Source organism: Paraburkholderia kirstenboschensis, assembly GCF_032806925.1.
GTDB classification, from domain to species: Bacteria; Pseudomonadota; Gammaproteobacteria; order Burkholderiales; family Burkholderiaceae; genus Paraburkholderia; species Paraburkholderia kirstenboschensis.
On record NZ_CP136511.1, the window covers coordinates 1,518,317 to 1,543,365 of the forward strand.

Sequence of the window (25,049 nt, forward strand, 5' to 3'; positions counted from 1 at the left end):
AGAGATGGCACTGCAATCACTGGATATCAAACGCATGTCGGCCACCACCGTGCCCGCGCCGCAAGCGCGCGAGCCGGCCACCGGCACGGTCGCCAAGCTCATCGACGTGTCGAAGTGCATTGGCTGCAAGGCATGTCAGACCGCCTGCATGGAGTGGAACGACCTGCGTGACGAAGTCGGCACAAACGTCGGCGTGTACGACAACCCGGCGGATCTGACCGAACATTCGTGGACCGTTATGCGCTTCTCCGAGTACGAGAACGCGCAAGGCGATCTGGAGTGGCTCATCCGCAAGGATGGCTGCATGCACTGCGAGGATCCGGGCTGTCTGAAGGCCTGTCCGGCGCCTGGCGCGATCGTGCAGTACACGAATGGCATCGTGGATTTCCACGAGGAAAACTGCATTGGGTGCGGCTATTGCGTCACTGGCTGCCCGTTCAACGTGCCGCGCATTTCGAAGAAGGATAATCGCGCGTACAAGTGCACGCTGTGTTCGGATCGCGTGGCGGTGGGCCAGGAACCGGCTTGCGTGAAGACTTGCCCAACGGGCGCGATCATGTTCGGCACCAAGGAGGACATGCATCAGCAGGCCGCGGACCGGATCGTGGATCTGAAGGAGCGGGGCTTCGAGAACGCCGGCCTGTACGATCCCGCCGGGGTGGGAGGCACGCACGTGATGTACGTGCTGCATCATGCCGATCGTCCGACGCTGTATCACGGCTTGCCGGACAATCCGAAAATCAGCGCGATGGTTGCGCTGTGGAAGGGCTTGGCGAAGCCGCTCGCGCTGGCCGGCATCGCGTTCGCGGCGGTGGCCGGTTTCTTCCATTACACGCGTGTCGGTCCGAACGAGGTGACGGAAGAAGACGAGGCCGAAGCCCAACGCGAAGCCGACGAAGCACGCCGTTCGACGGAGGCATCCAATGAAGCATCCTGAGCATACCGGGCTGAAGGACGTGAAGGGCAATCGCCTGATCGTGCGCTACACGCCGAACGAGCGCACGAATCACTGGATCACCGCGATCTCGTTCGTGTTGCTGGCGATCTCCGGCCTCGCCATGTTTCATCCGGCGATGTCGTGGCTCTACGCGATTCTCGGCGGGGGGCAATGGACGCGGATTCTGCATCCGTTCATCGGCTGCGTGATGTTCGTGTCGTTCCTGATTCTTGCGTTGCGCTTCTGGCATCACAATTATCTCGACAAAGCCGACATGCAGTGGATGCGGCAGATCGGCGACGTGCTCAATAATCGCGAGGACAAACTGCCCGCGATCGGCAAATATAACGCCGGTCAGAAGCTGCTGTTCTTCACGATGGTAGTCTGCCTCGTGTTGCTGCTCGCAAGCGGCATCGTGATCTGGCGGCGTTACTTCTCGTTCTATTTCCCGATCGGGATCATCCGGCTTGCAGCGGTGGTGCATGCGGCCGCGGCGTTCGTGCTGATCGTCGGCATCGTCGTGCATATCTATGCGGCGTTGTGGATCAAGGGCTCGGTCGGCGCCATGACGCGCGGCACCGTAACCTACGGCTGGGCGAGGAAGCATCATCCGAACTGGTTCAAGGAAATCATCGGCAAGTAACAGCAGCGCGTTTGCGCGCTCTGCCCACCGAGCCGCCGCGCTCGTTCGATGAAGCGCGGCGGCTTTTCAGTTTCAGGCGCCTTATCAGCGCAGTTTTTTGAGGTCGATACTTTGGTTCAACGCATTCTTGAAGCCGGCGACATCGAGTCGCTCGATCACTCGGCGATTCCGCGCATCCGCACGCCCGAGCGGCTCGCGGTGTTCGCGCCGCGCGCCGCGCGCCTGCGCCAGCTCGCGGCTCGCGACAATCCGATCGCCGGCTATCTGCGACTGATGGCCGTGCTCGCCGACGCGCAGCAAGCGGTGATCACGAGCTTCAAGGCGCAGCCGCCCACCCCCGAGTCGATTGCGAGCGCGCAACAGCATTCCTTGCCGCTGATTCCGGCGCTCTCCGGCATGCGCGATCCGGGGTGGCGCGACGTGCTGCGCCAGTTGCTCGACAGCATCGAGGGCGCGGGCCCGCTCACGCCGCCGCTCGAAGCGCTGGTCGCCCGCTTGCGCACGCTCGACGCCGCCACGCTCGAAGCGCAGGCCGATGCGCTCTTCGCGCAGCGCCTGGACGAAGTGGATCCGGCCAGCGCGCCGTTCATCATGGCCGCGTTGCAGGTGGTCTGGACCGATCTCGCCGCCGACATCGACAAGCGCCAGGTGCCGTATATCGAAACGCTCGGCCTGTGTCCCGTGTGCGGATCGCATCCGGTGGCGAGCACGGTCCGCGTGGGCGGCGCTCATGACAATTACCGCTACCTGCAATGCGGCTTGTGCTCGACCGAGTGGCACATGGTGCGCTCCAAATGCTCGAACTGCGATTCGACGAAGGGCATTGCCTATCACGCGGTCGGCTCGCCGGACGCCGACGACGCCACGCGGCAAGCCGAAGCGAAAGACGCCGCGCTGAAGGCGGAGTCGTGCGACGAATGCCATACTTACCGGAAGATCGGCATTCAGTCGAAAGACTACGACTTCGATCCGTTCGCGGACGATCTCGCCAGCCTCACGCTGGATCTGCTGATGGGGGCGGAGGGTTATCGGCGCGCGTCGCCGCATCCGTGGCTGTGGCCCGAGCAGGCCGGCGGCGCGGAGGAGCCCGCCGACGAGTCCGGGTCCGATTAGCATCGGCCGGATGCGTCTAGCGGACACGACTACACAAGGGATTGCTTCGTGAGCGATGTGAGCGGCTCGGAATTGCGCGCGCTGATGGCGCGGTTGCCGTCGGTGGAAAAGGTCATGGCGTCGGCGGAATTCGCCGCGCTGATCAGCGAATATGGGCGCACGCAGCTGCTGGACGCCGTGCGCGCGGCGCTAGACGCTTGGCGCGCGAGCGCCCAATCGGGCGGCGCGTCGGTTGGTCAGCTCGACATCCCGCAACTGCATGCGACCATCGCAGCTACGCTGCGCCGGCGCAACGAATCGCGCTTGCGCAGCGTATTCAATCTGACCGGCACTGTGCTGCACACCAATCTCGGCCGCGCGCTATTGCCCGACGAGGCGGTGCAAGCCGTGACGAAATCGCTCACGCAACCGGCTAACCTCGAGTTCGATCTCGGCACCGGCAAGCGCGGCGACCGCGACGATTTGATCGACGAACTCATCTGCGAATTGACCGGCGCCGAGGCCGCAACCGTGGTCAACAACAACGCTGCCGCGGTGCTGCTCACGCTGTCCGCGCTGGCGGCGAGGAAGGAAGTCGTCGTGTCGCGCGGCGAACTGGTCGAGATCGGCGGCGCGTTTCGCATTCCCGACATCATGAGCCGCGCGGGCGCGAGGCTGCGCGAAGTCGGCACGACCAATCGCACGCATCTGCGGGACTACGACGAAGCCATCGGCCCGCAGACCGCGCTGCTCATGAAGGTCCACGCGAGCAATTACGCGATCCACGGTTTCACCAAAGAGGTCGCCGTCGACGAAATCGCGACGCTTGCGCATGCGCGCGGCCTTGCGGTTGCCGTGGACCTCGGCAGCGGCACGCTGGTCGATCTGAGTCAATGGGGCCTGCCGCGCGAGCCGACCGTGCGCCAAACTGTCGAAGCCGGCGCCGACCTCGTTACGTTCAGCGGCGACAAGCTGCTCGGCGGTCCGCAAGCCGGCTTGATCGTCGGGCGGCGCGATCTGATCGCGAAGATCAAGAAACATCCGCTCAAGCGCGCGCTGCGCGTCGGCAAGCTCACGCTGGCGGCGTTGGAGCCCGTGCTTCAGCTATATCGCGCGCCGGAGAAGCTGGCGGAACGGCTAACTACGCTGCGTCTGCTCACGCGTCCCGCCGACGACATCCGCCTGGCCGCGCAGCGCGTGCAGCCTGCGTTGCAACGCGCGATCGGCGAGCGTTACGCGGTGCTTGCGGAGCCTATGTTCAGCCAGATCGGCAGCGGCGCATTGCCCGTCGAAGTGCTGCCGAGCTACGGCGTCGTCGTGAGAATGGCCGACGGCAAACGCGGCGGCCGTCACCTGCTCGCGCTGGAAAAGGTGCTGCGCGAGATGGCGCGGCCGGTTATCGGCCGTATCGCGGAGGACGCATTGCGCCTCGATCTGCGCTGCCTCGAAGCCGCCGATGAAGCGCAACTGATTGCGCAACTGCTCGACCAACCGAAGGACACGCAGGCATGATCGTCGGTACGGCGGGACATATCGACCACGGTAAAACGAGTCTGGTGAAAGCATTGTCGGGCGTCGATACCGACCGTCTAAAGGAAGAAAAAGCGCGCGGCATTTCGATCGAACTCGGCTACGCATACGTGCCGCTCGAGAACGGCGACGTGCTGGGTCTGATCGACGTGCCGGGCCACGAAAAGCTCGTGCACACGATGACCGCGGGTGCGAGCGGAATCGATTTCGCGCTCCTCGTGATCGCCGCCGACGACGGTGTGATGCCGCAAACGCGCGAGCATCTGGCGATCGTGCAACTGCTCGGCATCCAGCGCGGGGCAATCGCGTTGACCAAAGTGGATCGCGTGGACGCGCAGCGCTTGCGCGAAGTGCGCGACGAGTTGACCGTATTTCTGAGCGGTAGCGTGCTGCACGATGCGCCGGTGTTCGAGACGTGTGCGATGCGCGCCGACGATCCGGGCGTGGCTGCGCTCAAAGCGCACCTGCACGAAGCGGCCGCGGCATGGCATAGGAAGCGTGCTGACGGCCTGTTCCGTCTTGCGATCGATCGCGTCTTCACGCTCGCGGGGCAGGGCACGATCGTCACCGGGACGGTGCTCTCCGGGCGCGTGGCCGTCGGCGATACGATGCTGCTCGCGCCGAAGAATCAGCCGGTGCGCGTGCGCAGCATCCATGCGCAGAATCGCCCGGCCCAGACCGGACGGGCTGGCGAGCGCTGCGCGTTGAACCTCGCCGGCATCGAGAAGAGCGCCATCGAGCGGGGCGACTGTGTGGTCGATCCACGTCTGTCGCAAGCATCGGAGCGGATCGACGTCATGCTGACGTTGCTCGCCGATGCGCCGTTCGGGCTCGAGCATTGGACGCCGCTGCACGTGCACCTGGGCACGCAGCATCAGGTTGCGCATCTGGCGTTGCTCGAAGGCGAAACGCTCGACGCCGGTCGGCGCGCACGCGTGCAGCTCGTGTTCGAGCGGCCGGTATGCGCCGTGCCGGGTGACCGCTTCGTCGTGCGCAATGCGCAGGCCGATCGCACGGTGGGCGGTGGCCATGTGCTCGATCCGTTTGCGCCGTCGCGCAAGCGGCGCTCGCCTGAGCGGCTCGCGTGGCTCGATGCGATCCAGACGATGCTCGACACCGGCGCGCTTGATCCGATGTTCGCGAGGTCCCCGCAAGGGTTGTCGCGCGCGTTGCTGGAACGATTGACGAACCTGCCGGCGGCCGCGCTCGCGTTGCCGTCCGGCGCGCGCGTTGTCGATCTGCCCGGTCACGATGCGTTGCTCGTTGCCGACGTGTCATGGCAGGCCTTGACCAACCTGCTGACCAGGACACTTGCGCAGTACCACGAGCGCTCGCCTGACGAAGTGGGGCCCGACGTGTCGCGCTTGCGGCGAATTGCGGCGCCTCTAATGGACGATGCGTTGTGGCGCGCGTTAGTCGACGATGCCGCTGCGCGCGGTGAGATTGTCAAACAAGGGCCTTGGCTGCATTTGCCCGGCCACACGGTAACGCTCGACGCCGCCGACCGCGCGCTCGCAGCGGCGCTGCTACCTGAAGTCAAGGCAGGGCGTTTCGATCCGCCGTGGGTTCGGGATCTGGCAAACGCGCACGGCGTGCCCGAGCAGCACATGCGTGTGTTGATGCGCAAACTTGCGCGCCAGGGTGAGGTTTTTCAGGTCGTGCATGACCTCTTTTATCACCGCGAGGCGATTCGCGAGCTGGCCACGATCGCGGCAGCCGAGGCTGGGAAGAACGCGGGCACGGTAGCAGCTGCGCCGTTTCGCGATATCACCGGACTGGGGCGCAAACGTGCGATTCAGCTCCTGGAATTCTTCGACCGGGTTGGATATACTCGCTTCCACCGCGGCCTGCATATGCTGCGTACAGATAGTCGTTGTCTTCATCTGCTGTGATCGTCAACGTTGCTCATCGATCCGCGTCGTGTAATTGAATCACCGTAGGAAGGCATTCGTATCCGGTGGTGCGGCTGGGCTTCAAACCCAGTTGAGGGCGTCAGACGCTCTTAGGTCGGTTCGACTCCGGCTGCCTTCCGCCCTGTTCCTGGTAAGGGCTCCCACGCAAACGTCTTGTGCAATCCATCAACTAATGTCGGTTTTCGACACGAATTGATTGATCAAGCTGGCTTCGATGTATTTCCGGCGAGGGAGTGTCCGCCATGCCGCTTGATCGGGCGAGCACCAAGTAGTTGAGCTCTTTGAGGCTGCGAGGAGCGGTCTCGCTCAGGGCAAAACGAAGCCGGAAGACTGGTGCTCAGGGCGCTCAACCTGAAACCACCGAGGACCATGCTAAAAAAGGCCGTTAATGGTTGGCGGCTTTTCAACGCGGTCTGGCGGCGACGGACGACTACGCAGATCCACGAGCTTCGGTGGATAAGCTTGAAGCGCAGGGCATCCTTCATCTGCAGACGCAGTAATTGACGTCTGAGGTTCGGCAATAGGGCTATGGACTTGAACCTCCTGAAAGCGTTTGACGCTCTGATGCGTGCGAAACGTCACCCGCGCTGGCGACAAGATTGGCATGACTCAGCCAGCCATGAGCCAAGCTCTAGCCAGGCTGCGCCGGAAATTCAACGATCAAGTGTTCGTTCGGGTCCCGCGTGGGATGGGATCCACATCAGCGCATGGTATTTTTGGGAAGTCTCTGCCGCACTGAGCCATATTCAAAACGCGCTGACCAAGACAGAAAATTTCTCGCCGCGAACCACAAAGCGCACTTTCGTTGCCCGTGTCGCCGAATATGCCGAAATTGCATTGGTTGAAGGGATCATCAAGTCGTTTATAAGCTCGGCTTCCCACGCGGACAGCAGACTGTGCCGATGAGCAAGTAGGACTTTGTCTCGCAGCTGGATGCACAGGACATCGATGTCGCGGTTGGACACCTGAAAGCCCACTCATATCGATTCGCGCCCTCTCTATGCGGAGAAATCGGTAGCTGTGGCCCGGCGGGACCATCCCACGTAGTCACATCAACGACGGCTGGCATTTGCCGACTATCTCGGGATGACACATATGCTGGTCTCTCCCACGGGGAAAAGCGCGGTGCGGTCGACAAGGAACTGGAATCTCGAGGACTATGGAGACAGATAGGTTTGGTCGTTGCTACTTTTTTGGCGTTGCCTCCCGTCTTACGCAAATCTGACTACATCGCGTCGGTACCCTAAAGGACTGGAAAACAACTCGCGTCGTTGACCGGCATTCAGGTCGTTGACCTGCCGTTCTCTCATATCGTCGAGGTCGATATGGTCTGGCACAAGCGAGAATCCAATGATCCCGCTCAACAGTGGTTTTACGAAAAGTTATTGGAGGTCGCTTCGCTGGGCAGTTGACGAGCGTGGACTACATTGTCTGGCTCAAGAGAGTAGTTGTCGTTATCAGATAACGCGCCTGGCTGGGGTGAGACAGTCCAGTCATGCCATATGGCGAAGCGTTCCTTTAGCATGGTGCGATGGACATGCCACGTTCATCTGATATCTGGGCAACGCGAAGTGCTGCCGGATCGTACCGAAGCATCAGAGAAACGCCTGTGTGCGACGCGCGTCGCGAAAGCCGCACATCTGGCCGTAGAGCTTCACGTGAGGCGGTTGCAATTTCGTCCCAGCGCCTTGCTGGCCGCCATCGAGACAACGCGGGTGCGCTTGACTGCGGCGCCTCGGCCGCCTGCTATCGAACTGAGCCACGTCGCCCGCCTTTGGCGGCCGGCAAATGCTGGTGCCATGGACGAAACAGCATTTGGCCGAGGCGAGCTAACCGAGGCATCGGACTGTCCCGACATCGGCAACTGCGCGGGCCGAACCTTGAATAGATCCACGTGCAAATCGCCGGTACGGTCGTGGACGGAGGGCAGGTCGGCGGTTGGCAACCCTTCTTTCAAGATTCCTGCGGCCGCGTCGACGCCAGCTTGCAATTCACCAGCATGCTCGCGCACGGTACGCTCGACCGCGCTCTGCACATTGGTCACCGCCAGCTCCACTTCATCCTTCACTTTGCGCAATTCGTCGATCCGGATCTGCTGGTCTACTTCCGCCCGCACGCTATTCACATAACGTTGCGCGCGCCCTAGTAGCGTGCCGGCGGTGCGCGCGACACGGGGCAGTCGTTCTGGACCGAGCACGACCAGTGCAACCGTGCCGATGACGGCCATTTTGGAAATGTCGATGTCAAACATCGCAATCGTGTCTCCTGTTTTTTGCGGATCAATCAGATGCACGGGTCATTGTTGCGAAATTGCCGGGTGACCCTGCACGTCAATGTGCGCGGCCGCCGGTGCGGCGTTCGCGGCGGCGTCTGCCGCAACCGGCTCGATTTCCTGCATGCCTTCCTTGAAACCCTTGATTGCTCCGCCGAGGTCGACGCCGATATTGCGGATCTTCTTCGTGCCGAAAACTAGTGCAACGATTGCCAGAACGATAAGCCAGTGGGCAATGCTAAGGCTCCCCATCATCAACTCCATTTCTATCTAATGAACTTAAGCAGTTCGTTTCAGGTCGTGGTGATCGTAGTGGCATTCGCACGTAGCGTGTATCAAACGTTCTTATAGGTTCTTCAAAGAAATATTGATTGTTTATTTGCGCCGCAATGTTCCTAATATTCGCCGCACGGAGCGGATGGCGATCTCACGATTCAGCAGAGAGCCGACACGGCTCACTGCAGCACTAAGCGAAGCCGGCTTCTGTCCACACCTGCGTCGTACAGGAGTTTTATCCTGACTACCTGGGGATTCTTCAATAGCAGTACTTATGAGAACACAACCATGACTGACCTGAAACGTCGCAGTGTACTGGCCGGGGCGGCCGCCGGAGCTGTGGCACTCGGCGCAACGGCCGCTGCCAAAGCCGCCGAATTCGGCAATCCAGACCGTCCTTTGCAAGGAAATATCAACTCGACGCCCGCTGCGATTTCCGAGCCGGGCCCGCAGAATCCGCAGCTGCGCGACGTTTTGCCGTCGTTCAACAACCCGCCGCCGACAGACGTCGGCGGAATGCAGATCCCATGGGCATCCTTCAATGAGGCGCACAAGCGCGTACAGGCGGGTGGCTGGGCACGCGAAGTGACAACCAAGGCGTTCCCAGTATCGAAGGACATCGCGGGCGTGAATATGCGCCTCGGACCGGGCGGCGTGCGTGAACTGCACTGGCACCAGCAGGCCGAGTGGGCCATCATGGTCACGGGGGAGGTTCGTATCACGACAATCGACACCAAGGGCCGAGCCGAGGTCGCCGATGTGCAAGCCGGCGACATCTGGTACTTCCCACCGGGCCTGCCGCATTCGCTGCAAGGCTTGGGCAACGACGGCGGCGAATTCGTGCTGGCCTTCGACAACGGCGCAGCAGGCGAATTCAACACCCTGATGGTGTCGGACTGGATGGCGCACACGCCACCGGACATCCTCGCGCAGAACTTCGGGGTGCCGGCCGAGAAGTTCAAGGCAATCCCGCTCGAGCAGCTGTGGATCTATCAGGGCGCCAAGGCAGGGCCGCTTGCAGCCGACCAGGCCTACGCCGCAGCACCGATCGGCCGCCCGGACCATCCGTTCATCTTTCGCATGGGCTCCATGGCGCCGACGTTGGCGCAGCCGGGCGGTGAAGTGCGCATCGTCGACAGCAGCAACTTCCCGGTGTCGAAGACCGTGGCGGCCGCGATGGTGACGCTCCGTCCGGGTGGTTTGCGCGAGATGCACTGGCACCCGGACGCGGATGAATGGCAGTACTTCATCCAGGGTAGCGGCCGCATGACCGTGTTCAATGCGGGCCCGGCCGCTCAGACGGTCGACTTTAATCCGGGCGATGTGGGCTACGTCGAGAAGAACCTGGGGCATTACATCAAGAACACCGGGAAGACCGACCTCGTTTTTCTGGAAATTTTCAAGTCGGATCACTTCTCCGAAGTGACTCTGGCGCAGTGGCTGGCGAATACGCCGCGCCAGCTGGTGCGTGAACACCTGCGCGTCGATGACGCCACGCTCGACGTTATTCACAAGCTGAAGAACCGTCGCGACGTGCTGGCGTAAGGGCTCCCAGTCCTGCACTAAGAGTGGCGCGCCGCGAGCACGCAGGTTCGACCTGCAGGGACTCACGGCGCCCCACCCGGATTCAATGCTGTCTCGCTGTGATTGCGGGGCACAAGCAGTCGTCCCGTATCGACACAACGAAGCACTTTGAAGAGGCGCCCACCATGTTGATGGCAATTAAACGCACTGCTAGCTACGCTTTGTCCGGGGAATCAACGGCCGACACTGTCACGGCGATGCGTGCTGTCCTTGACAACAAGCGTCGTGGCGTCCGTGCGCTGCTGCCGTTCGCCGGCCCCGCGGTGATCGCCTCGGTCGGCTACATGGACCCGGGCAACTTCGCGACGAATATCCAGGCGGGCTCGACCTACGGTTATGAACTGCTTTGGGTGGTGCTGCTGTCGAGCCTCGTGGCGATGCTGTTTCAGGCGATGTCGGCCAAGCTCGGAATCGTGACCGGCCGCAGTCTCGCGGAACTATGTCGGGACGAGTTTCCGCGTCCGCTCGTGATTGGCATGTGGATCGGCTCGGAGATTGCCGCGATGGCGACCGATCTGGCAGAGTTCATGGGCGCGGCGATGGGCATCTCGCTGCTGTTTCATGTGGCGATCGGATGGGGACTGCTGATTACCGGTGCCACCACTATCGGCATTCTGTCGCTGGATAAAAAGGGCTTCCGGCCCCTCGAAATCGTAATTGCCGCGCTCATCACCGTCATCGGTCTGAGCTATCTATGCGAACTCGTGATCGCACCACCGAACTGGCACGCCGCTATCTTTCACACCTTCGTGCCGCATCTGCATGGCAGCGACTCGCTGATGCTCGCGGTGGGCATCATCGGCGCGACCATCATGCCGCACACCATTTATCTGCACTCGGGTCTGACGCAGAACCGGGTACCGGCGCGCAACGACTACCAGCGCCGCAAGCTGGTGCGGTTTTCGAATCGTGAAGTGGTGATCGCACTGGGCTTTGCCGGCTTCGTGAACCTGGCGATGGTGGCCATGTCGGCCTCCGTGTTCAGCAAGAAGGCGCCGGGCATCTCCGACTTCGCGGTGGCGTATCACACTCTGACGCCTGTTCTTGGCGCTGGCGCGGCAGCGCTGTTCCTCGTTTCACTGCTGGCTTCGGGCATCTCCAGCTCGGTGGTGGGAACGATGGCCGGTCAAAACATCATGCAGGGCTTTGTCGGATTCAAGATGCCAGTGCTGGCACGACGCCTGATCACGATGGTGCCGGCCGTCATCGTCTGCATCACATGCAATCCAATGAACGCAATGGTGGATAGCCAGATCGTGCTCAGCATCGTCCTGCCAGTCCCGCTGATCGCGCTCGTGGTGCTGTCATCGCGACACTCAGTGATGGGTCGATTCACTGCGTGCCGCAAGCTGATCGTCACGGCCGTCGTCGCCACTGGCGTGATTGTGGCCCTGAACGTGATGCTCATCTGGCAGTCGGTCTTCTCGTAATAGCGCGCGAGTGCGACGCGCGACTTCATGGCTGGCGCTAATGACGGCAGTCGTCCTTGTTTCCGGAGCAGCGTGGTGAGGCCGCTGAAGATCCATGCCCGTATGCACACTCTCGATTCTCGTGAAATCCTCAAGCCGTGTGCCGCCCTCGGTAAGAAGGAACTGCCGCAAGTCGCGAGCCGCCGGCGGCAGGGGGCGGTCCGTGCGATGGGCCACACACCACTGGCGTTTAAGCGGAAAGCCCTGCACATCGAGCACCTTTAGCAGGCCGGCGCGCACTTCGGACTGAACCGCTTGTGTTGATAGAAAGCTGATCCCCATGCCGGCCATGACCGACTGCTTTATCGCTTCTTCGCAGCCGATTTCCATAAAACGCGGCGTCGATTTGAGACTGCAGAATGCGTCGTTGGCGGCCTTGCGGGTGTCAGTACCGCTCTCACGAACGAGCAGGCATTCGAGCAGGATGCGCGCATATGGGATGTCGGGTTCATTTGCAAGGGGATGCGTCGGCGCCGCCACCAGTACGAAGAGATTAGGTGCAAACGGCTCGGCTGCGATGGCAGCGCCATCCGGCGCCTGGACCATCACGGCGAGGTCGATCTCGTCGCTTCGCAGCAAGACGATGAGTTGATCGCGACTGCGCACCGTCATGTCGAGAACGACCCCAGCGTTGCTCCGCATGAACGAGTCGATCAGATGCGGAAAGAAGTAGCTGCCCGAGGTAATCAATCCGACTCGCAGACGCTTGATGCCACCTGCCATGAGGTCCGCCAGTGATTGCTCGGCGGTTTGCAGGTCTGCAAGAATTACCCGGCAGTGACGTAGCATCAGTTCGCCTGCTTCGGTCAGCGAGATGCGCTTACCGGCGTGGCGGAACAGCGGCAAGCCAGCCTGATCTTCCATCTGCTTGATCTGCATGGATACCGCAGGCTGCGTCAGGTGAAGGTCCTCAGCTGCGCGGGAAAAGCTCAAGTTACGCGCCACACTTTCGAAAGCCTTCAGTTGTCGAATCGTTATATTTCTCATGTGAGAACCTGCGTCTCGTTTCAGGAACCTAACAACGCCCAGAAGAGATGGGGGGCTCGACCGCAGTTTATCTTTGAAGCGCGACAGAATGTGGCAATAGTGAATTGACGTCGGCGACACAATCCTGTTGAACCGCCACCTCTCAAAGGTGGGCTGAACGTCAGGTCCGATTCGCCTTGGATATAAATACATTCGCGACCAGCGCCAATTCGGCGAAGGACGCTTCAAAACGATTTGGCTTCATCACTTGAAACTTCCCCAAGAAGCTCGGCGCGGATGTTGTGGAGGCGATGGCAAGCGCGGGATATGTTATCCGGGGCGAGTAGCGCAGAAGTGACGTCCAGTCTGCAATTAAATCAAATCGGCGTGATCGGTTTGCGCTCACGCAGAATTCGCGGCCACCTGGCACGTTCCCGGCCCGAGCCGAAACTCGGCCATGGCGTTCGACCGGAAGAGCGAGCGCGTGTTTATCGGTTCGCGCGACCCCGGCAAGCTGTTCGTGATGAATGCGCGCGATGGCTCGATCGTCCAGACGCTCGACATCGTCAACACGTCGGAAGACATGACTGTCGACGCGGCCCATCGTCATCTGTGCATCACAGGCTCGACGGGTCTAGATGTCGTCGACCCTGTCGGGCCGGATCGATACGCGGTCAAACAGCATCTCGACACGCTCGACGGCAAGACTTCGGTCTATATTCCGTCGCTACAACTGGGCCAGGCATCGGACCTGCTCAACACGCGGCGCTATTTAGGCCTTTTTACCGCAGGGTTAAAAACGCGGCGGCTCTGTCGTGACCAGATCGATTCTCTATTCAGCGTAGGCGGCCATCCGTTCAGGATCGGTGTCGGACTGATCCAGCGACGCAATGCGTGGCGCCAGGTTATCGGGCACACACTGCCCGATAACCGCAAAGCGCGTGCGCTTAAAATGCGTGCCGGATGCCGACGCGCGCGACTAACTGATTGGCGCTCGAAGACGGAGCATCCGCGCCCGTTATAAACGCGGTATTCAGCGGGGCCGACACTGTGCCGCCACCCGATGCATGCTGGTACATGCCCTGCACATAGACGTCAGTGCGTGCTGACAGGTTGTAATCCGCCATCAAGCCGAACTGCTGGTATTTCGGCTTTGAATTGCCCGCACTGCTGTCGAAGTGGGCGATCGTATAGTTGTACATCGCACCGACATACGCGGCCTTCGTGAATTGATACTTCGCGTTAAGTTCGAAGTTGTCGAACTTGAGATTACTCGCGGTGTTTGCGAAGTTGCCAACGTATACCGAACCGGTCGCGTCATTCAGGCTCGTATGGCTATACACAAAGCCGAGCAACGCCGGCCCGATGGTGTAGTTGATGCCCGCGCCCCAGACTTGCTGACGGCTGGCGAAGAAATTGGTGTCGTCGGTTGCCAACGACCCGCCTGTCGTGCCGCCCGGATTATTGATCTGCATATAAGCGGCGGCCACCGTCACTGCGCTGCCCACGTATTGCGCGCCGAGGCTGTAAGACCGATTGTTCGCGAAGGCACCTGCCTGATTGCTGAAGCCATACAGACCGCCGAACGTAACGCCTCCGTACGTATTGCTCGTGTACTTAACGCTGTTGTTCAAGCGGAAGGAGTTGTCGGTGTTGTCGTTATCGTATGGATGCGACATCAGATAGCCGGCCCAGTTGCCGTTCGCCGTGAGCGGTGCGAGGAAGTCGACGACCGAGTCGTATTGGCGACCCATCGTCAGCGTGCCGAATTGCGCCGAGCTTAAGCCGGCATACGCCTGACGTCCGAACATCCGCCCACCTTGCCCGAGCTTGCCCGTGTTGACATCAAATCCATTTTCCAACTGGAAGATAGCCTTGGTGCCGCCGCCCAGATCCTCCGAACCCTTCAGGCCCCAGCGGCTGCCTTGCGCAAAACCGCTTTGCATCTCTATGTTCGAATGGCCGCCGGTGTTGCTGGTGTAATTCAGGCCTTCGTCGATCACGCCGTACAACGTGACGCTGCTTTGCGCCATCGCGCTGATAGGGGCAAGCGAACAGCACAGCACCGTATTGGCGGCTGCTGCAACCAGGAGTCTTTTCATGAATGCGGATCCTTGTAGGTGAGAACACCGCGCCAGTGTGTCGCTCGCGCTAATCGAGCGGCTCCGCCGACGTCAGGTGTCCGCACTTTAGGACCTACAAAATTTCGCCCAGCAGCAATTCAGTGTTGCTCGATCGGTGTTGTGCCGGCCCGACGCGCTCCTCCTCTTGCGCCTTGTTTTGCGGCGATTTCTGGCGATAATGCTCCACAACGAAATCGACGAAGCTGCGCAACGCAACGGCCATGTGCGGTTGCCCGGAATACAGCAGCCACACGGTACGTTCGTCGCCGCACAGTGTCGCGTCGTCCAGTAATGCACTCAGGCTGCCGTCCGCCAGTTCGGACCGCACGAACAAACGCGATAAGCGCGCAATGCCCAATCCCGCCTGCACCGCTCGCTTGACGACCTGAGGACTTTGTACGTTCATGATTGGCTGGACAACCACGCGTTGCGTGCCGTGAGTGTCGCGAAACTCCCAGTATCGACTTGGCGCATCCGACGCGAGAAGCACATCGTGCGAGGCCAGCTCGCCAGGGGTCCGCGGCGCCGGGCGGCGCGCCAAATAGTCGGGACTGGCAACAATAACGTCGCGTGTTTGCGCGAGCGGTCGGCATACCAGCGATGAATCGCGCAGGCGACGTTCAGCACTGAAACAGACATCGAACTCGCTGGCCGCGACGTCGCTCATGTTGTCGAACACCGTCAGCTCGAAACTCATGCGGGGTTCCCGCGCGCGATATGCGGCCAGCAGCTCCGGCAGATCCGTGGTCGTGTACAGCGACGAGGCGGCGATGCGCAGCGAACCGGCCGGCTCTCCCACTGCGGAGGCGATACATTCGTCCATGTCATTGAGCTGCCTGAGCAACTCGATGCAGCGCTTCCAATATAGTTCGCCGGTCCCTGTCAAAGATACGCGTCGGGTAGTCCGGTTGACCAACCGAACGCCAAGGTGTTCCTCGAGCGTTGCGACACTGCGCGTGACCACCGAATTGGAAATGCCCAACTGTTTCGCGGCTTCGGCAAAATTGAGGCATTCCGCTACTTTCGCGAAGATACGTATCGACGCCAACTGGTTCAACATGTTCTCCGGCGTGCATCGGCTGACAGGCTTCGGCCGCAATTCGGCGGTGTGGCAGGGCGAGAAACCATAGTGGGCATTCCATCTGCTGACGGTGAGCTCCACGCGGGGTTACATCCGCGTCGCTACGCGCGCGCCCGAGCGCGGGAGGCTAGTTCTCAGCATAGCGGCTACATCATTACCTAAAGCCGTCCGGCGGATTACAGCATCGTTATTTTTGTCGTTCACACCTGTTTCACGCACCGCTATGATCGGGCGAGGGCAGTGCGGGCAGTCCGCGTGCCCCCCGGTAGGTGCCCCGTTCCTGAACACGGCACCACGCTGAAGGCGCGCTTTGCCCGAAATCAGCATGAGAGCTGTTGACATCCTCGCTTAAGGCGCGCTTTAGGGCTTCGTGTTTCGTGACCCCTGGATACATTACGCTTCGCGTTCCGGAGAAAGACAGGCAGGTGCTTCACCATGGCATCGAAACACGAAATAAAGCGGTTCAGGACAAACCTCTCCGATGAACTCAATAGTGCTGCGTTATACGAAACGCTCGCGAAAGTCGAAAAAGATGGAACGCGCAAGCAGGTGGATAGCGACCTGGCCAAATCAGAGGGTGAGCATGCGCAGGTCTGGACCGACAAGCTGCGTGCCAACGGCGTCCGTCCGAAGGGGAGCGGGCAGGCTGTCAAAACGCGCCTGATGCGGACATTGGTCCATCTTTTCGGTGCCGGTTTTGTATTGCCCACGCTTGCCGCAGCCGAGTATGCAGACCGGAATAAATATCGCGGGCAACCGGATGCGGGGCACATGTCGGCCGATGAGCATCACCACGCCGCAGCGGTCCAGACGCTGGCCCATGGCGGCGGCCCGAACATGTCGCAAGGCCCGCGAATCGCTGCTGCGGAATCATGGCACAAGGGGGTGTCGTCGGGGAACGATCTGCGCGCGGCAGTGCTCGGTGCGAACGAAGGACTGGTGTCCAACTTCTGTCTGATTATGGGGGGCTGTTGCCCTCGCGTCCATCGAAGTCTTCACGTCGCTCTTCAACGGACGAAATGCGGCTTGCTCCGCATCGCGCCGAGTTGTCATCGGGCTTATCGCTGCGGCTTTCACGTTCGGCGTTGGGCGGCTCCTGGGCGTGTCGGTCTCGTAGTGCCTGTCTATCTGCAGGCGCGCTTTCCTGCTTGCATTGCTGAAAATGGCCGGGTCTTCAGAGGTTACTCATGCGTCAGGAATTTTGCGCACAGATGGTCTATGCGCGCGGCGATGCGTGACCTTACCCACCACGCGCAGCTCAAAGCCGATTAGAACGGCATCGCCCCTTTGGCGCCGCTCGGCTCGTCAGCATTCGCGTTGCCGATTTGCTGGTTATCGCCGCCGTGACCATGACCCGAATCGGAGTTGAACATGTCGAACAGATCGCCAAGCGCCGGCGCATTGACAGCAGGTACGGGTTGTCGTTCCGCTGGACCGGGTTCGGCAGGTTGTCGCGGGTGCGGTCAGTGATCGGCGGCAGCCCCCAGCTTGGTTCGATGAACTTGGTCAGCGATGCGTGGTCGGCATAGCCTGTGCGACGTGCCCGCGCTGCGAATACGGCGACACCGCGATCATCGGAATGCGTGGGCCATTGCCAAAGAAGTCCACTGGTTGGATATAGCCCGAATCGTAGTAGCCGGCCCTTCGTCCCCTGGAACACAGCCGGGTGGCAAGCTCGACGGGCATGCGACATCGTCAAAGTTTGGCCTGTACGTGCTGAACAACTACAACCCGGGCTACAACGGCGACGGTACGGCGCTCGATAGGACCAAAGTCGCCGTTCACGATCCCGCCGTCACCGGTGCGCAACGCGCTTTCTTGTAGGTCAGATCGAAGCCACGGGCGGCCAGCAATTTGGTAAGCGCTAATTTGAGCGCACGGGCGCGCGCATGAATGTCGCCTAGCGCCGCAAATCTGCTGGCGCGGAAGCGCGACGTTTGCGTTTGATTTTCTTTGCTCAGGCGGCGTTGGTCGAAGCCTGAGACTGCATGAACCGAAATGGCAGTAGGTCGCTTATGTCGGCGTCTTGTGCTCGTTGAGGCAGTTGGGTCAGTACGTGAAGCAGGTACGTGTATGGCTCGACGTTGCACGTGCGGCATGTAAGCACGAGACTGTAGATGACGGCGCTGGCTTTCGCTCCGGCGACCGTGTCGCTGAAGAGCCAAACTTTTCTACTGGTGGCAAACGGGCGAATGTCCCGTTCCGCGATGTTGTTGTCCACTGGGGCTTGCCCGTCGCCGACGTAACGGCTGAGATACTCCCACTGGTTAAGCGTGTAGTTGATTTCCTCGCCCATACGATGCATTGCGTTGCTGCAGCAGCGGCAGATCTTCTGCTCCTCGGGCAAGTCGTACTCGATTCGCTGACGCGGAAGATCTGCAGGCAGAGGCTTGCGTCCTCATTTGCGGCGAGCAGGCTCGGGCGCCTCCGGCAGACCTGTGTCTGGTAGGTCGAGTTCGTCTACGTACTCGTCAAGGTCCTCAATGGCGATCTGCTCGGCCTCGTTGAACACCCGATCTTGGAGCTTCTCGCTGCTCGGCGCGAAGCGCTTGTATTGCGCGAGCCGGAACTGTTCCTCGAGATGGCGAACGCGTTCGCCCAACTGGCGGTTGCTGGCCTCGAGCTCGCGAATGTAAGCCTGCGCGGCAGGAGGCAATCGGGAGAATTCGCGTTCATCCATGGTAGTAGCCGCTGTAGGAAATGGTGTCGGTGGCTGGCGCGCTCCGCGGCAAGGTGGTTCGTTTCGTGCCCGCGATTGTCGCCGCCTCTCCCTCAATCCGCAAACAACGTGACAACACATTGGCAGGGATATGCGTTTGGCAGGCGCGGCGTTTCGTAGCGAGCGGAGTAGGCGGCTCCATTCGGCGTTGGAGTAGTCGAGATAAATCATTCGAACCCCATGGACTGAGTTGACGGACCGTCGCCCATCAACGCCATTCTCGCGGATGGCAGCAAGGCCCGCTTCGAGTCGTTGAAGATTCCGCACACGGTGCGCGTCTCGAACAGAGATGGTTAGCGAAAACCCAAAGGGACTCCGTGTGGTGCGACCAGGGTCCGCGGAAACAGGCAGACGGGCGATTTCACATGCATGTTCTGATTGCGGCAGGGCACGCCAGCGTAGTCGACCACTGTGCCATCCGATGCCGGTCGGTTTCGGGTGGCATAGCGCGATTGTGACTGCGTCGCGCAACCGGCCAGCACGATCGCAAACGCAAGGATTGTACAAAGTCGTTTCATGACCTGTGTTTATCGAGGTTGGTTTGACGCGAACGTCGAGCCGAGCGAATCGGACCGATTCCACCAGCCACCGCCCACGGCCTGGAATAATGCTGCCGTATCAGCCAGTCTGGCGGCCCTTGCCTGTATCGACGCAATGCGTGCCATTTGCCAGGTCTGCTGCGCGCTCAGCAGTGACAGGTAGGACGTTTCGCCTGAGCGCAGCTTTTCACGTTGGATAGCCACGCTGCGCGAGGCAGCCTGCTCCGCATTGACGGCCGCCTGCAACGTCTTCGCGTCCGCCTGCACGCTCTGCAATACATCGGCGACGTTCTGAAATGCGTTGATTACCGTCGAGCGGTATTGGGCGCTGGCCTGATCGAATGCCGCCTGCGCCGCGCGTTGGCGATGCAGTAGCGCTCCACCCTGGAAGATCGGCTGGGCCATCTTCCCGACAATGGCGAAGAACTGGTTGTATGGCGTAAATGCGTTCGCAATGGCACTGGGCGAAGTTCCCAACGCGGCTGTCAACGATATTTGCGGCAACCGGTTGGCGATTGCGACACCCACCTGCGCGCTGGCAGCATGCAATGCCGCAGCCGCGGCAAGGATGTCGGGCCGGCGCTCCACGAGGGTCGATGGCAGGCTGACGGGAAGATCGTCAGGCAGGCGTAACGAAGACAGGTCGAAATCGGCCGCGACGTCCTCATTCGGAAAACCGCCCATCAGGGCGATCAGCGCGTCGCGCTGCAGCGCCAGTTGTTTCTCGAGCGGCGGTATCGCCGTCTGCGACTGCGCAAGCACCGCCTGCTGTTGCACGACGTCCGCCTCGGCCACTTCACCGAGCATGCTTTCATGCCGAAGGATGTCGAGGAGTTCCGCATTGGCCTTGATCACCTCCTGCTGCGCAGCGATCTGCCCGCGCAGCGACGCAACGTTGAACGCTGCAAGCGCGAGATTGCTGCTCAAAGTCAGATAGGCCGCTTCCAGTTCGAAGCGCTGATTGTCGGCTTGCGCGGCTGTCGATTCGATCATGCGACGATTCAGGCCGAATGCGTCGAGCGAATACGAAACGGTCAGCTCACCCGTGTAGAGTGAGTAAATGCGCTGGTTGTTCGCAGCTACGGGAGCAAGACTCGCCGTGGACGTTTCGTTTCTACTGCCCGATGCGTCGACGCCGATGCTCGGAAAAAGCGTCCCCCGCTGGCTCAACAGGTTCTCACGGGCCACGGCAAGCGCAGACTGCGCGGCGGCGATGGTTGGGCTGGCCTTGAACGCGCGGTCGATCATCGCGTCGAGCTCGGGCGACTGGAATAGCGTCCACCATTGGCCCGGAATATCGCCGCCAACAGCGAACTGCTGCGCTCCTCCCACTGCGCCGGCGGCCGCTGCGGTCTTCGACGGCAGCGGAGCCTGCGTGTAACCAGCGCCGCTAGGGGCGGCCGGTTGCCTGAAGTCAGGACCTACCGCGCAGGCCGCCAGCAGGAGCGGCAGCAACAGGGTGGATGAACGTTTTAGGGCAATCACGGTAGAGCATCCCTCCATCATTCTGCGAATTGCGTTTCGCGCTCGTGCAACTGGGCAAGCTGCGACGTGTCTTTGCGGCGATCGAACCACGGATAAACGGTCGGCAAAACCAGCAGCGTTAACAATGTTGCCGACACAAGGCCACCGATAACGACAGTCGCTAGCGGACGCTGGACTTCCGCACCCGAGCTCATCGAGAAGGCCATGGGCAGAAAGCCGAGGCTGGCCACGGTCGCCGTCATGAGCACAGGCCTCAGCCGGGCCGCGGCAGCCTGTTTCGCAGCCATGACGGCGCCCAGACCGCGCGCCCGCATCTCGACGATGCTGCTGACCAGCACGACGCCGTTGAGCACGGCAATACCGAAGAGCGCGATAAAGCCGACCGCAGCAGAAATACTGAACGGTAGCCCTCGTATCCAGAGGGCGAAGATGCCGCCGACCGCTGCAAACGGCACGTTGCAGAAGATGAGCGCAGCCAGGCCGGCATTGCCGAACATCAGGTAGAGCAGCGCGAAGATCACGACAAGCGAGATGGGCACCACGACGTAAAGCCGTGCCATCGCGTCCTGCAGGTTCTTGAAGCTGCCACCCCACGACACGGTGTACCCAGGCGGGAGCTTGACCTGCGTCTCGACCGCATGTTGTGCAGCGAGGACGAAGCCGGCGAGGTCGCGGCCGCGCACGTTGGCCTGAACGAGCGTGACCCGCCTGCCTTCCTTGCGCTCGATGGACGACGGTCCCGGCTCCATGCGAATGTCCGCCACCGCCGACAACGGCACGGCACGGCCATCGCCATTGCTGATGCGTAGCGCACTGATGCGCGTGACATCGTCGCGATCCTCCGGTTGCATGCGGACCCGGATATCGAACTGGCCTTCACCGTCGACAACCGTCCCGACATTGCGACCGCCCAACGACTGCACGACATCGAGCACCTGGCTCGCATTCAGTCCGTACCGGGCCACCGCGTCGCGCTTGACGATGACACGCAGGTAAGGCTGGCCAGTCGTCTGCTGCGCCGCGACGTCTGCCGCACCCGGCACCCGCGAGATCACACCCGCAACGCGTTCGGCGGTATCGTGCAGTGTTTGCAGATCGTTCCCGTGAATCTCTACGGCAACATCGGCCTGGACGCCCGCGATGATGTCGTCCATGCGCATCTGGATCGGTTGCGCCCAATTGAGCGTCAGGCCTGGGACGGCGCGATCCAACGCCGCGGAGTACCGGGTGACGAGCCCGTCCTGGGTTTGCGCCGTCTTCCACTCGGATTGTGGCTTCAGCATGATGAAGGTGTCGCTTTGCTCGACGCCCATCGGGTCGGTCGGAATCTCCGAGCTGCCGCCTAGCGTGACAGCGGACTGCACTTCGGGAAAGCGCATCAGCGTGCGTTCGACCATGGTTTGCGCCTGGACCGCCGACGGCACGGATATGCCGGGCAGCTTCGTCGTCGTGACGGTCAGCGCCCCTTCGTCCAGGCGCGGCAGAAATTCAGCGCCCAGCCTCGTGGCGGCGAAGGCCGCGGCCGCGAGCAGCGCGACGGCGAGCCCCATCGTCAGCGCAGGCTGTTGCGCGGCACGCGCGAGAATCGGTTCATAGCGCACGCGCACCCAGTGAAGGATGCGGCTCTCACGCTCTGCGACCTTGCCGCGCAGCAACAGGCTGGCGAGCACCGGCATGACCGTCAGCGTGAGGACGAGCGACGCGAGCAGCGCGAAGATAACGGTCATCGCCATCGGCCGGAACATTTTGCCTTCGACGCCTTGAAGACTCAGTATCGGAAGATAGACGGCCGTGATGATGAGGACCGCGAACGTCACAGGCCGGGACACTTCTTTGGCTGCCTCCAGCACGAGCGGACGTAACGGCCGATTGGGCGTTTCGGAGCGCCGCCGTACGACGTTTTCGATCATCACGACCGCACCGTCGACAAGCAGGCCGAAATCGATCGCGCCGAGACTCATCAGATTGCCGGATAGTCCCGTAACGTACATGGCGATGACGGCGACGAGCATCGACAGCGGAATCGCCATGGCGACGATCAATCCTGCGCGCGCATTCCCGAGCAGCAGAAGCAGCACCGCGATGACGAGCACGGCACCTTCGACCATGTTGTGAGCGACCGTATGCAGCACCCGGTCCATCAGGTCCGCGCGGTTATAGTAGGGCGCAACCTCGACGCCGGGCGGCAGCGTCTGGTTGATTTCCTTGATCGCGTCCTGCACGCGCTGTGCGACGACGCGCGTGTTTTGCCCGATGCCCATCAGTACGACGCCGACGACGGCTTCGCCTTTGCCGTCACGCGTGACCGCGCCGAGCCGGGGCATTGGTGCTTCGTCGACATGCGCCACGTCATGAACGTAGAGCGGTGTGCCGCCCGCAGCGGTACGCAGCACGATGTTGCCGATGTCGGTCGTGTTACGCAGCAACCCCTCGCCGCGGATGATCGATTCTCCGCCGTTGTGCTCGATTGTCGCGCCGCCTGTTGCGCCGTTGTTCATCTGCACCGCATTGAAGATGTCGCCGACCGACAGGCCGTAACGTGTGAGCGAATTGTCGTCGACCTGCACTTCGTACGTCTTCAGGAGGCCGCCGTTCACATTCACGTTGACCACGCCTTGCACCTGGCGCAGTTTTGGTGCGATCTGCCAGTCGAGCAGCGTGCGCAACGTCATCAGCGACTGTCCGTGGCCACGCACCTGAAACTGATAGATCTCGCTGAGGCCATCCGACAGCGGCCCCATCTGCGGCGCGGTCGTGCCGGGCGGAAGCTGTATCGTCTGCAACCGCTCACTGATCAGATTGCGGTCGAGGTACAGGTTCGTAGCGTCGGCGAATCGCACATAAATCACGGAGAGACCGTAACGCGAGATCGAGCGCAGGCTCTGCATGTCCGGCAGACCCTGCAACGCGAGCTCGACAGGCGCGGTGATCGAGCGCTCGACATCGACTGGCGCGAGGCCGGGCGCCTGAGTCGTCACCAGCACCTGCTGCGGCGAGATGTCCGGCTCAGCATCGAAGGGCAAGCGTTGCATGCTGTAGAGCCCGGCGACAATCAGTACGGCAACGAGGATCAAAACGGCGGCGCGATTTTTCAGTGCCGCCTCGAGAAGTTTGGTAATCATGGCGTGCGCTCGCGGATCAGCCTTCGTCGGGAATGGTGCTCTTCATGAGCGCGGCCTTCAGCCAGTAGCTGCCGTCGGCTACGATGGACGTGCCGGCCGACAGGCCACTGACAACCTGTGTCATGCCGTCGGCGGCATAGCCGGTGCGAACGGCGCGCCACGCGAAACGGCCGTTGCCGGTAGGGATGAATACGGCTGGCTGTCCATTCACATCCTGGAGCGCCGCGTCGGGTACAAGCGTCGCGTCCCGACCGAGCGGCGCCTGGATATCGACCGTGCCGAACATATTGGCGCGGAGTGCGCCGTCGCCATTGGGCAGCTCGCAGCGGACCGCGACTGTGCCGGTGTTGGTGTCGACCTGGTCGGCAACATCGATGACGCGGCCGGTGAACTGTCGATCGCTATACGCATCAATGTGAACGAGCACCGTCTGACCGGGGCGTACTTCTGCGGCATCGCGTTCAGGGACGTTGGCTTGCACCCACATCGTCGAAAGATCGGCCAGCGTCACAATCGGCGACGACATGTCGACGATGTTGCCCGCGGCGGTGCCCACGCTGCTGATCACACCGTCGAACGGCGCGACTAGCGCCCCCAGCGAATCGCCCGGAGTCTGCCGGCCTAGCGTGTCCGTTCCATTGCTTCGGCTCGCCGGGGCACCGATCGGCATCAGGCGTTGCTGCATGCCTTGCCACTTTTGCAGGTCTGCGTGCCGCGACTTCAGCATGGCCTGCGCATTGACCGCAGCGGCACGGCGGCGGTCGAGCTCGCTCTGCGCGATGCCGCCTCCGGTGACGAGCTCGGTGCCGCGCTGCAGTGCTGCATTGGCCGCATCGGCTGCAGCATTCGCGTCCGCCACCGCGGCGGACGCACTTGCGACCTGACTACGCACGTCGCTCAAGTCGAACTCGTCCAGTGTGGCGAGCCGTTGCCCCGCGCGTACATGGTCGCCCGCGGCAACATCGACAGCGACGATCCTTGCCTTTGAAGGAGAGCCTAGCTGCGCGAGCCGCTTCGCGTTGAACGCGACAACACCGGTAGCGGCAATCGTATGCACTCCGGGCCGAAGCTCCGCTTTCGCGAACTGCAATTTGACGTTCGCGAGCGCCTCGGGCGACAGGTCCACGGTATTGGGCAGAGGCGCAGCCTGATCGACTGCCGTGGCTGGCGGCGCTGACCCGCTAGCCGCGGGGGAAGTCCGCGAGTGGAGGGAAAACAAGGCACCGCAAAGAACGAGGATGCCCGCTGCACCGACAGACAACTGCAGACGGTTGCGATAGCGGATGTTCACGAAAGCT

General features: G+C 61.6%; 20 protein-coding genes, 1 tRNA gene and 2 pseudogenes. 12 read left to right on the forward strand and 11 right to left on the reverse strand.

Going from position 1 to position 25,049, the window contains the following annotated elements; genetic code table 11:
• The first annotated feature begins 4 nt into the window (after positions 1–4).
• The 7 genes from fdxH (at position 5) to RW095_RS41725 (ending at position 7,021) form a co-directional block, all read left to right on the forward strand.
• Complete coding sequence (gene fdxH, locus RW095_RS07425; RefSeq protein WP_317015434.1) at positions 5–937, forward strand: formate dehydrogenase subunit beta; 933 nt, start codon at positions 5–7, stop codon at positions 935–937.
• On the forward strand, positions 924–1,580 hold the full coding sequence (locus RW095_RS07430; RefSeq protein ID WP_317015436.1) for a formate dehydrogenase subunit gamma: 657 nt from the start codon (positions 924–926) through the stop codon (positions 1,578–1,580). The genes fdxH and RW095_RS07430 overlap by 14 nt, the downstream gene beginning before the upstream one ends.
• Before the next feature lie 111 nt (positions 1,581–1,691).
• Entirely contained in the window at positions 1,692–2,693 is a 1,002-nt protein-coding gene (gene fdhE / locus RW095_RS07435; protein ID WP_317015437.1) for a formate dehydrogenase accessory protein FdhE, read from the forward strand.
• A 48-nt stretch (positions 2,694–2,741) separates the two neighbouring features.
• Entirely contained in the window at positions 2,742–4,184 is a 1,443-nt protein-coding gene (selA, locus tag RW095_RS07440; RefSeq protein ID WP_317015439.1) for an L-seryl-tRNA(Sec) selenium transferase, read from the forward strand.
• On the forward strand, positions 4,181–6,094 hold the full coding sequence (gene selB, locus RW095_RS07445) for a selenocysteine-specific translation elongation factor (RefSeq protein WP_317015440.1): 1,914 nt from the start codon (positions 4,181–4,183) through the stop codon (positions 6,092–6,094). The genes selA and selB overlap by 4 nt, the downstream gene beginning before the upstream one ends.
• Positions 6,095–6,141: 47 nt before the next feature.
• Positions 6,142–6,234 (forward strand) — tRNA-Sec (locus RW095_RS07450).
• 409 nt (positions 6,235–6,643) lie between these two features.
• On the forward strand, positions 6,644–7,021 hold the full coding sequence (locus RW095_RS41725) for a hypothetical protein (RefSeq protein ID WP_449406528.1): 378 nt from the start codon (positions 6,644–6,646) through the stop codon (positions 7,019–7,021).
• A 574-nt stretch (positions 7,022–7,595) separates the two neighbouring features.
• Here RW095_RS41725 and RW095_RS41730 read toward each other — a convergent pair.
• The 3 genes and pseudogenes from RW095_RS41730 to tatA form a co-directional block, all read right to left on the reverse strand.
• Positions 7,596–7,758: pseudogene (locus RW095_RS41730) on the reverse strand (IS6 family transposase); the annotation flags it as partial.
• An 11-nt stretch (positions 7,759–7,769) separates the two neighbouring features.
• The gene (tatB, locus tag RW095_RS07460) at positions 7,770–8,408 is read right to left on the reverse strand and encodes a Sec-independent protein translocase protein TatB (protein WP_394365012.1); all 639 of its coding nucleotides are present in this window, start codon (positions 8,406–8,408) and stop codon (positions 7,770–7,772) included.
• Between the two features lie 3 nt (positions 8,409–8,411).
• Positions 8,412–8,639 (reverse strand): Sec-independent protein translocase subunit TatA, encoded by a 228-nt coding sequence (gene tatA, locus RW095_RS07465; RefSeq protein WP_317015443.1) that lies wholly within the window; start codon positions 8,637–8,639, stop codon positions 8,412–8,414.
• Positions 8,640–8,951: 312 nt separating this feature from the next.
• On the opposite strand from tatA, the gene RW095_RS07470 reads away from it, so the two are divergent.
• Together RW095_RS07470 and RW095_RS07475 are read left to right on the forward strand one after the other, a co-directional pair.
• Positions 8,952–10,208 carry a cupin domain-containing protein gene (locus RW095_RS07470; protein ID WP_317015445.1) on the forward strand — a complete coding sequence of 419 codons (1,257 nt, stop codon included), beginning with the start codon at positions 8,952–8,954 and terminating at the stop codon, positions 10,206–10,208.
• Positions 10,209–10,372: 164 nt separating this feature from the next.
• A complete protein-coding gene (locus tag RW095_RS07475) occupies positions 10,373–11,677 on the forward strand; it encodes an Nramp family divalent metal transporter (RefSeq protein WP_317015446.1) in 1,305 nt (434 codons plus the stop codon).
• Here RW095_RS07475 and RW095_RS07480 read toward each other — a convergent pair.
• Positions 11,564–12,703 carry a LysR family transcriptional regulator gene (locus RW095_RS07480; RefSeq protein ID WP_317015448.1) on the reverse strand — a complete coding sequence of 380 codons (1,140 nt, stop codon included), beginning with the start codon at positions 12,701–12,703 and terminating at the stop codon, positions 11,564–11,566. The genes RW095_RS07475 and RW095_RS07480 overlap by 114 nt on opposite strands.
• 436 nt (positions 12,704–13,139) lie before the next feature.
• On the opposite strand from RW095_RS07480, the gene RW095_RS07485 reads away from it, so the two are divergent.
• Positions 13,140–13,706: a YncE family protein gene (locus tag RW095_RS07485; RefSeq protein ID WP_317015449.1), complete on the forward strand. Its 567-nt coding sequence runs from the start codon at positions 13,140–13,142 to the stop codon at positions 13,704–13,706.
• Here the strand turns inward: RW095_RS07485 and RW095_RS07490 are convergent.
• Together RW095_RS07490 and RW095_RS07495 are read right to left on the reverse strand one after the other, a co-directional pair.
• On the reverse strand, positions 13,630–14,784 hold the full coding sequence (locus RW095_RS07490; protein WP_317015451.1) for a porin: 1,155 nt from the start codon (positions 14,782–14,784) through the stop codon (positions 13,630–13,632). The genes RW095_RS07485 and RW095_RS07490 overlap by 77 nt on opposite strands.
• Before the next feature lie 94 nt (positions 14,785–14,878).
• Entirely contained in the window at positions 14,879–15,967 is a 1,089-nt protein-coding gene (locus RW095_RS07495) for a LysR family transcriptional regulator (RefSeq protein ID WP_317015452.1), read from the reverse strand.
• Between the two features lie 354 nt (positions 15,968–16,321).
• Here RW095_RS07495 and RW095_RS07500 point away from each other — a divergent pair, with 354 nt between their 5' ends.
• Together RW095_RS07500 and RW095_RS07505 are read left to right on the forward strand one after the other, a co-directional pair.
• Entirely contained in the window at positions 16,322–17,158 is an 837-nt protein-coding gene (locus RW095_RS07500; RefSeq protein WP_394365013.1) for a VIT1/CCC1 family protein, read from the forward strand.
• Between the two features lie 339 nt (positions 17,159–17,497).
• A complete protein-coding gene (locus RW095_RS07505; protein ID WP_317015454.1) occupies positions 17,498–17,710 on the forward strand; it encodes a hypothetical protein in 213 nt (70 codons plus the stop codon).
• A 133-nt stretch (positions 17,711–17,843) separates the two neighbouring features.
• Here RW095_RS07505 and RW095_RS41735 read toward each other — a convergent pair.
• The 5 genes and pseudogenes from RW095_RS41735 to RW095_RS07525 form a co-directional block, all read right to left on the reverse strand.
• A pseudogene (locus RW095_RS41735) lies at positions 17,844–18,182 on the reverse strand (IS66 family transposase); the annotation flags it as partial.
• Positions 18,183–18,284: 102 nt separating this feature from the next.
• Positions 18,285–18,566, reverse strand: a complete 282-nt coding sequence (locus RW095_RS41740) for an IS66 family transposase (RefSeq protein ID WP_449406529.1) — start codon at positions 18,564–18,566, stop codon at positions 18,285–18,287.
• A gap of 566 nt (positions 18,567–19,132) precedes the next feature.
• Positions 19,133–20,629, reverse strand: a complete 1,497-nt coding sequence (locus RW095_RS07515) for an efflux transporter outer membrane subunit (protein WP_317015455.1) — start codon at positions 20,627–20,629, stop codon at positions 19,133–19,135.
• Between the two features lie 17 nt (positions 20,630–20,646).
• Entirely contained in the window at positions 20,647–23,751 is a 3,105-nt protein-coding gene (locus tag RW095_RS07520; protein WP_317015457.1) for an efflux RND transporter permease subunit, read from the reverse strand.
• 16 nt (positions 23,752–23,767) lie between these two features.
• Positions 23,768–25,042, reverse strand: a complete 1,275-nt coding sequence (locus tag RW095_RS07525; protein ID WP_317015144.1) for an efflux RND transporter periplasmic adaptor subunit — start codon at positions 25,040–25,042, stop codon at positions 23,768–23,770.
• Positions 25,043–25,049 lie beyond the last annotated feature (7 nt).

Coding starts and splice junctions, on each gene's coding strand:
- fdxH (WP_317015434.1), top strand. CDS start 5: ATGGCACTGCAATCACTGGATATCAAACGCATGTCGGCCACCACCGTG.
- RW095_RS07430 (WP_317015436.1), top strand. CDS start 924: ATGAAGCATCCTGAGCATACCGGGCTGAAGGACGTGAAGGGCAATCGC.
- selB (WP_317015440.1), top strand. CDS start 4,181: ATGATCGTCGGTACGGCGGGACATATCGACCACGGTAAAACGAGTCTG.
- RW095_RS41725 (WP_449406528.1), top strand. CDS start 6,644: ATGGACTTGAACCTCCTGAAAGCGTTTGACGCTCTGATGCGTGCGAAA.
- tatA (WP_317015443.1), bottom strand. CDS start 8,639: ATGGGGAGCCTTAGCATTGCCCACTGGCTTATCGTTCTGGCAATCGTT.
- RW095_RS07470 (WP_317015445.1), top strand. CDS start 8,952: ATGACTGACCTGAAACGTCGCAGTGTACTGGCCGGGGCGGCCGCCGGA.
- RW095_RS07475 (WP_317015446.1), top strand. CDS start 10,373: ATGTTGATGGCAATTAAACGCACTGCTAGCTACGCTTTGTCCGGGGAA.
- RW095_RS07480 (WP_317015448.1), bottom strand. CDS start 12,703: ATGAGAAATATAACGATTCGACAACTGAAGGCTTTCGAAAGTGTGGCG.
- RW095_RS07485 (WP_317015449.1), top strand. CDS start 13,140: ATGGCGTTCGACCGGAAGAGCGAGCGCGTGTTTATCGGTTCGCGCGAC.
- RW095_RS07490 (WP_317015451.1), bottom strand. CDS start 14,784: ATGAAAAGACTCCTGGTTGCAGCAGCCGCCAATACGGTGCTGTGCTGT.
- RW095_RS07500 (WP_394365013.1), top strand. CDS start 16,322: ATGGCATCGAAACACGAAATAAAGCGGTTCAGGACAAACCTCTCCGAT.
- RW095_RS41740 (WP_449406529.1), bottom strand. CDS start 18,566: ATGGATGAACGCGAATTCTCCCGATTGCCTCCTGCCGCGCAGGCTTAC.
- RW095_RS07520 (WP_317015457.1), bottom strand. CDS start 23,751: ATGATTACCAAACTTCTCGAGGCGGCACTGAAAAATCGCGCCGCCGTT.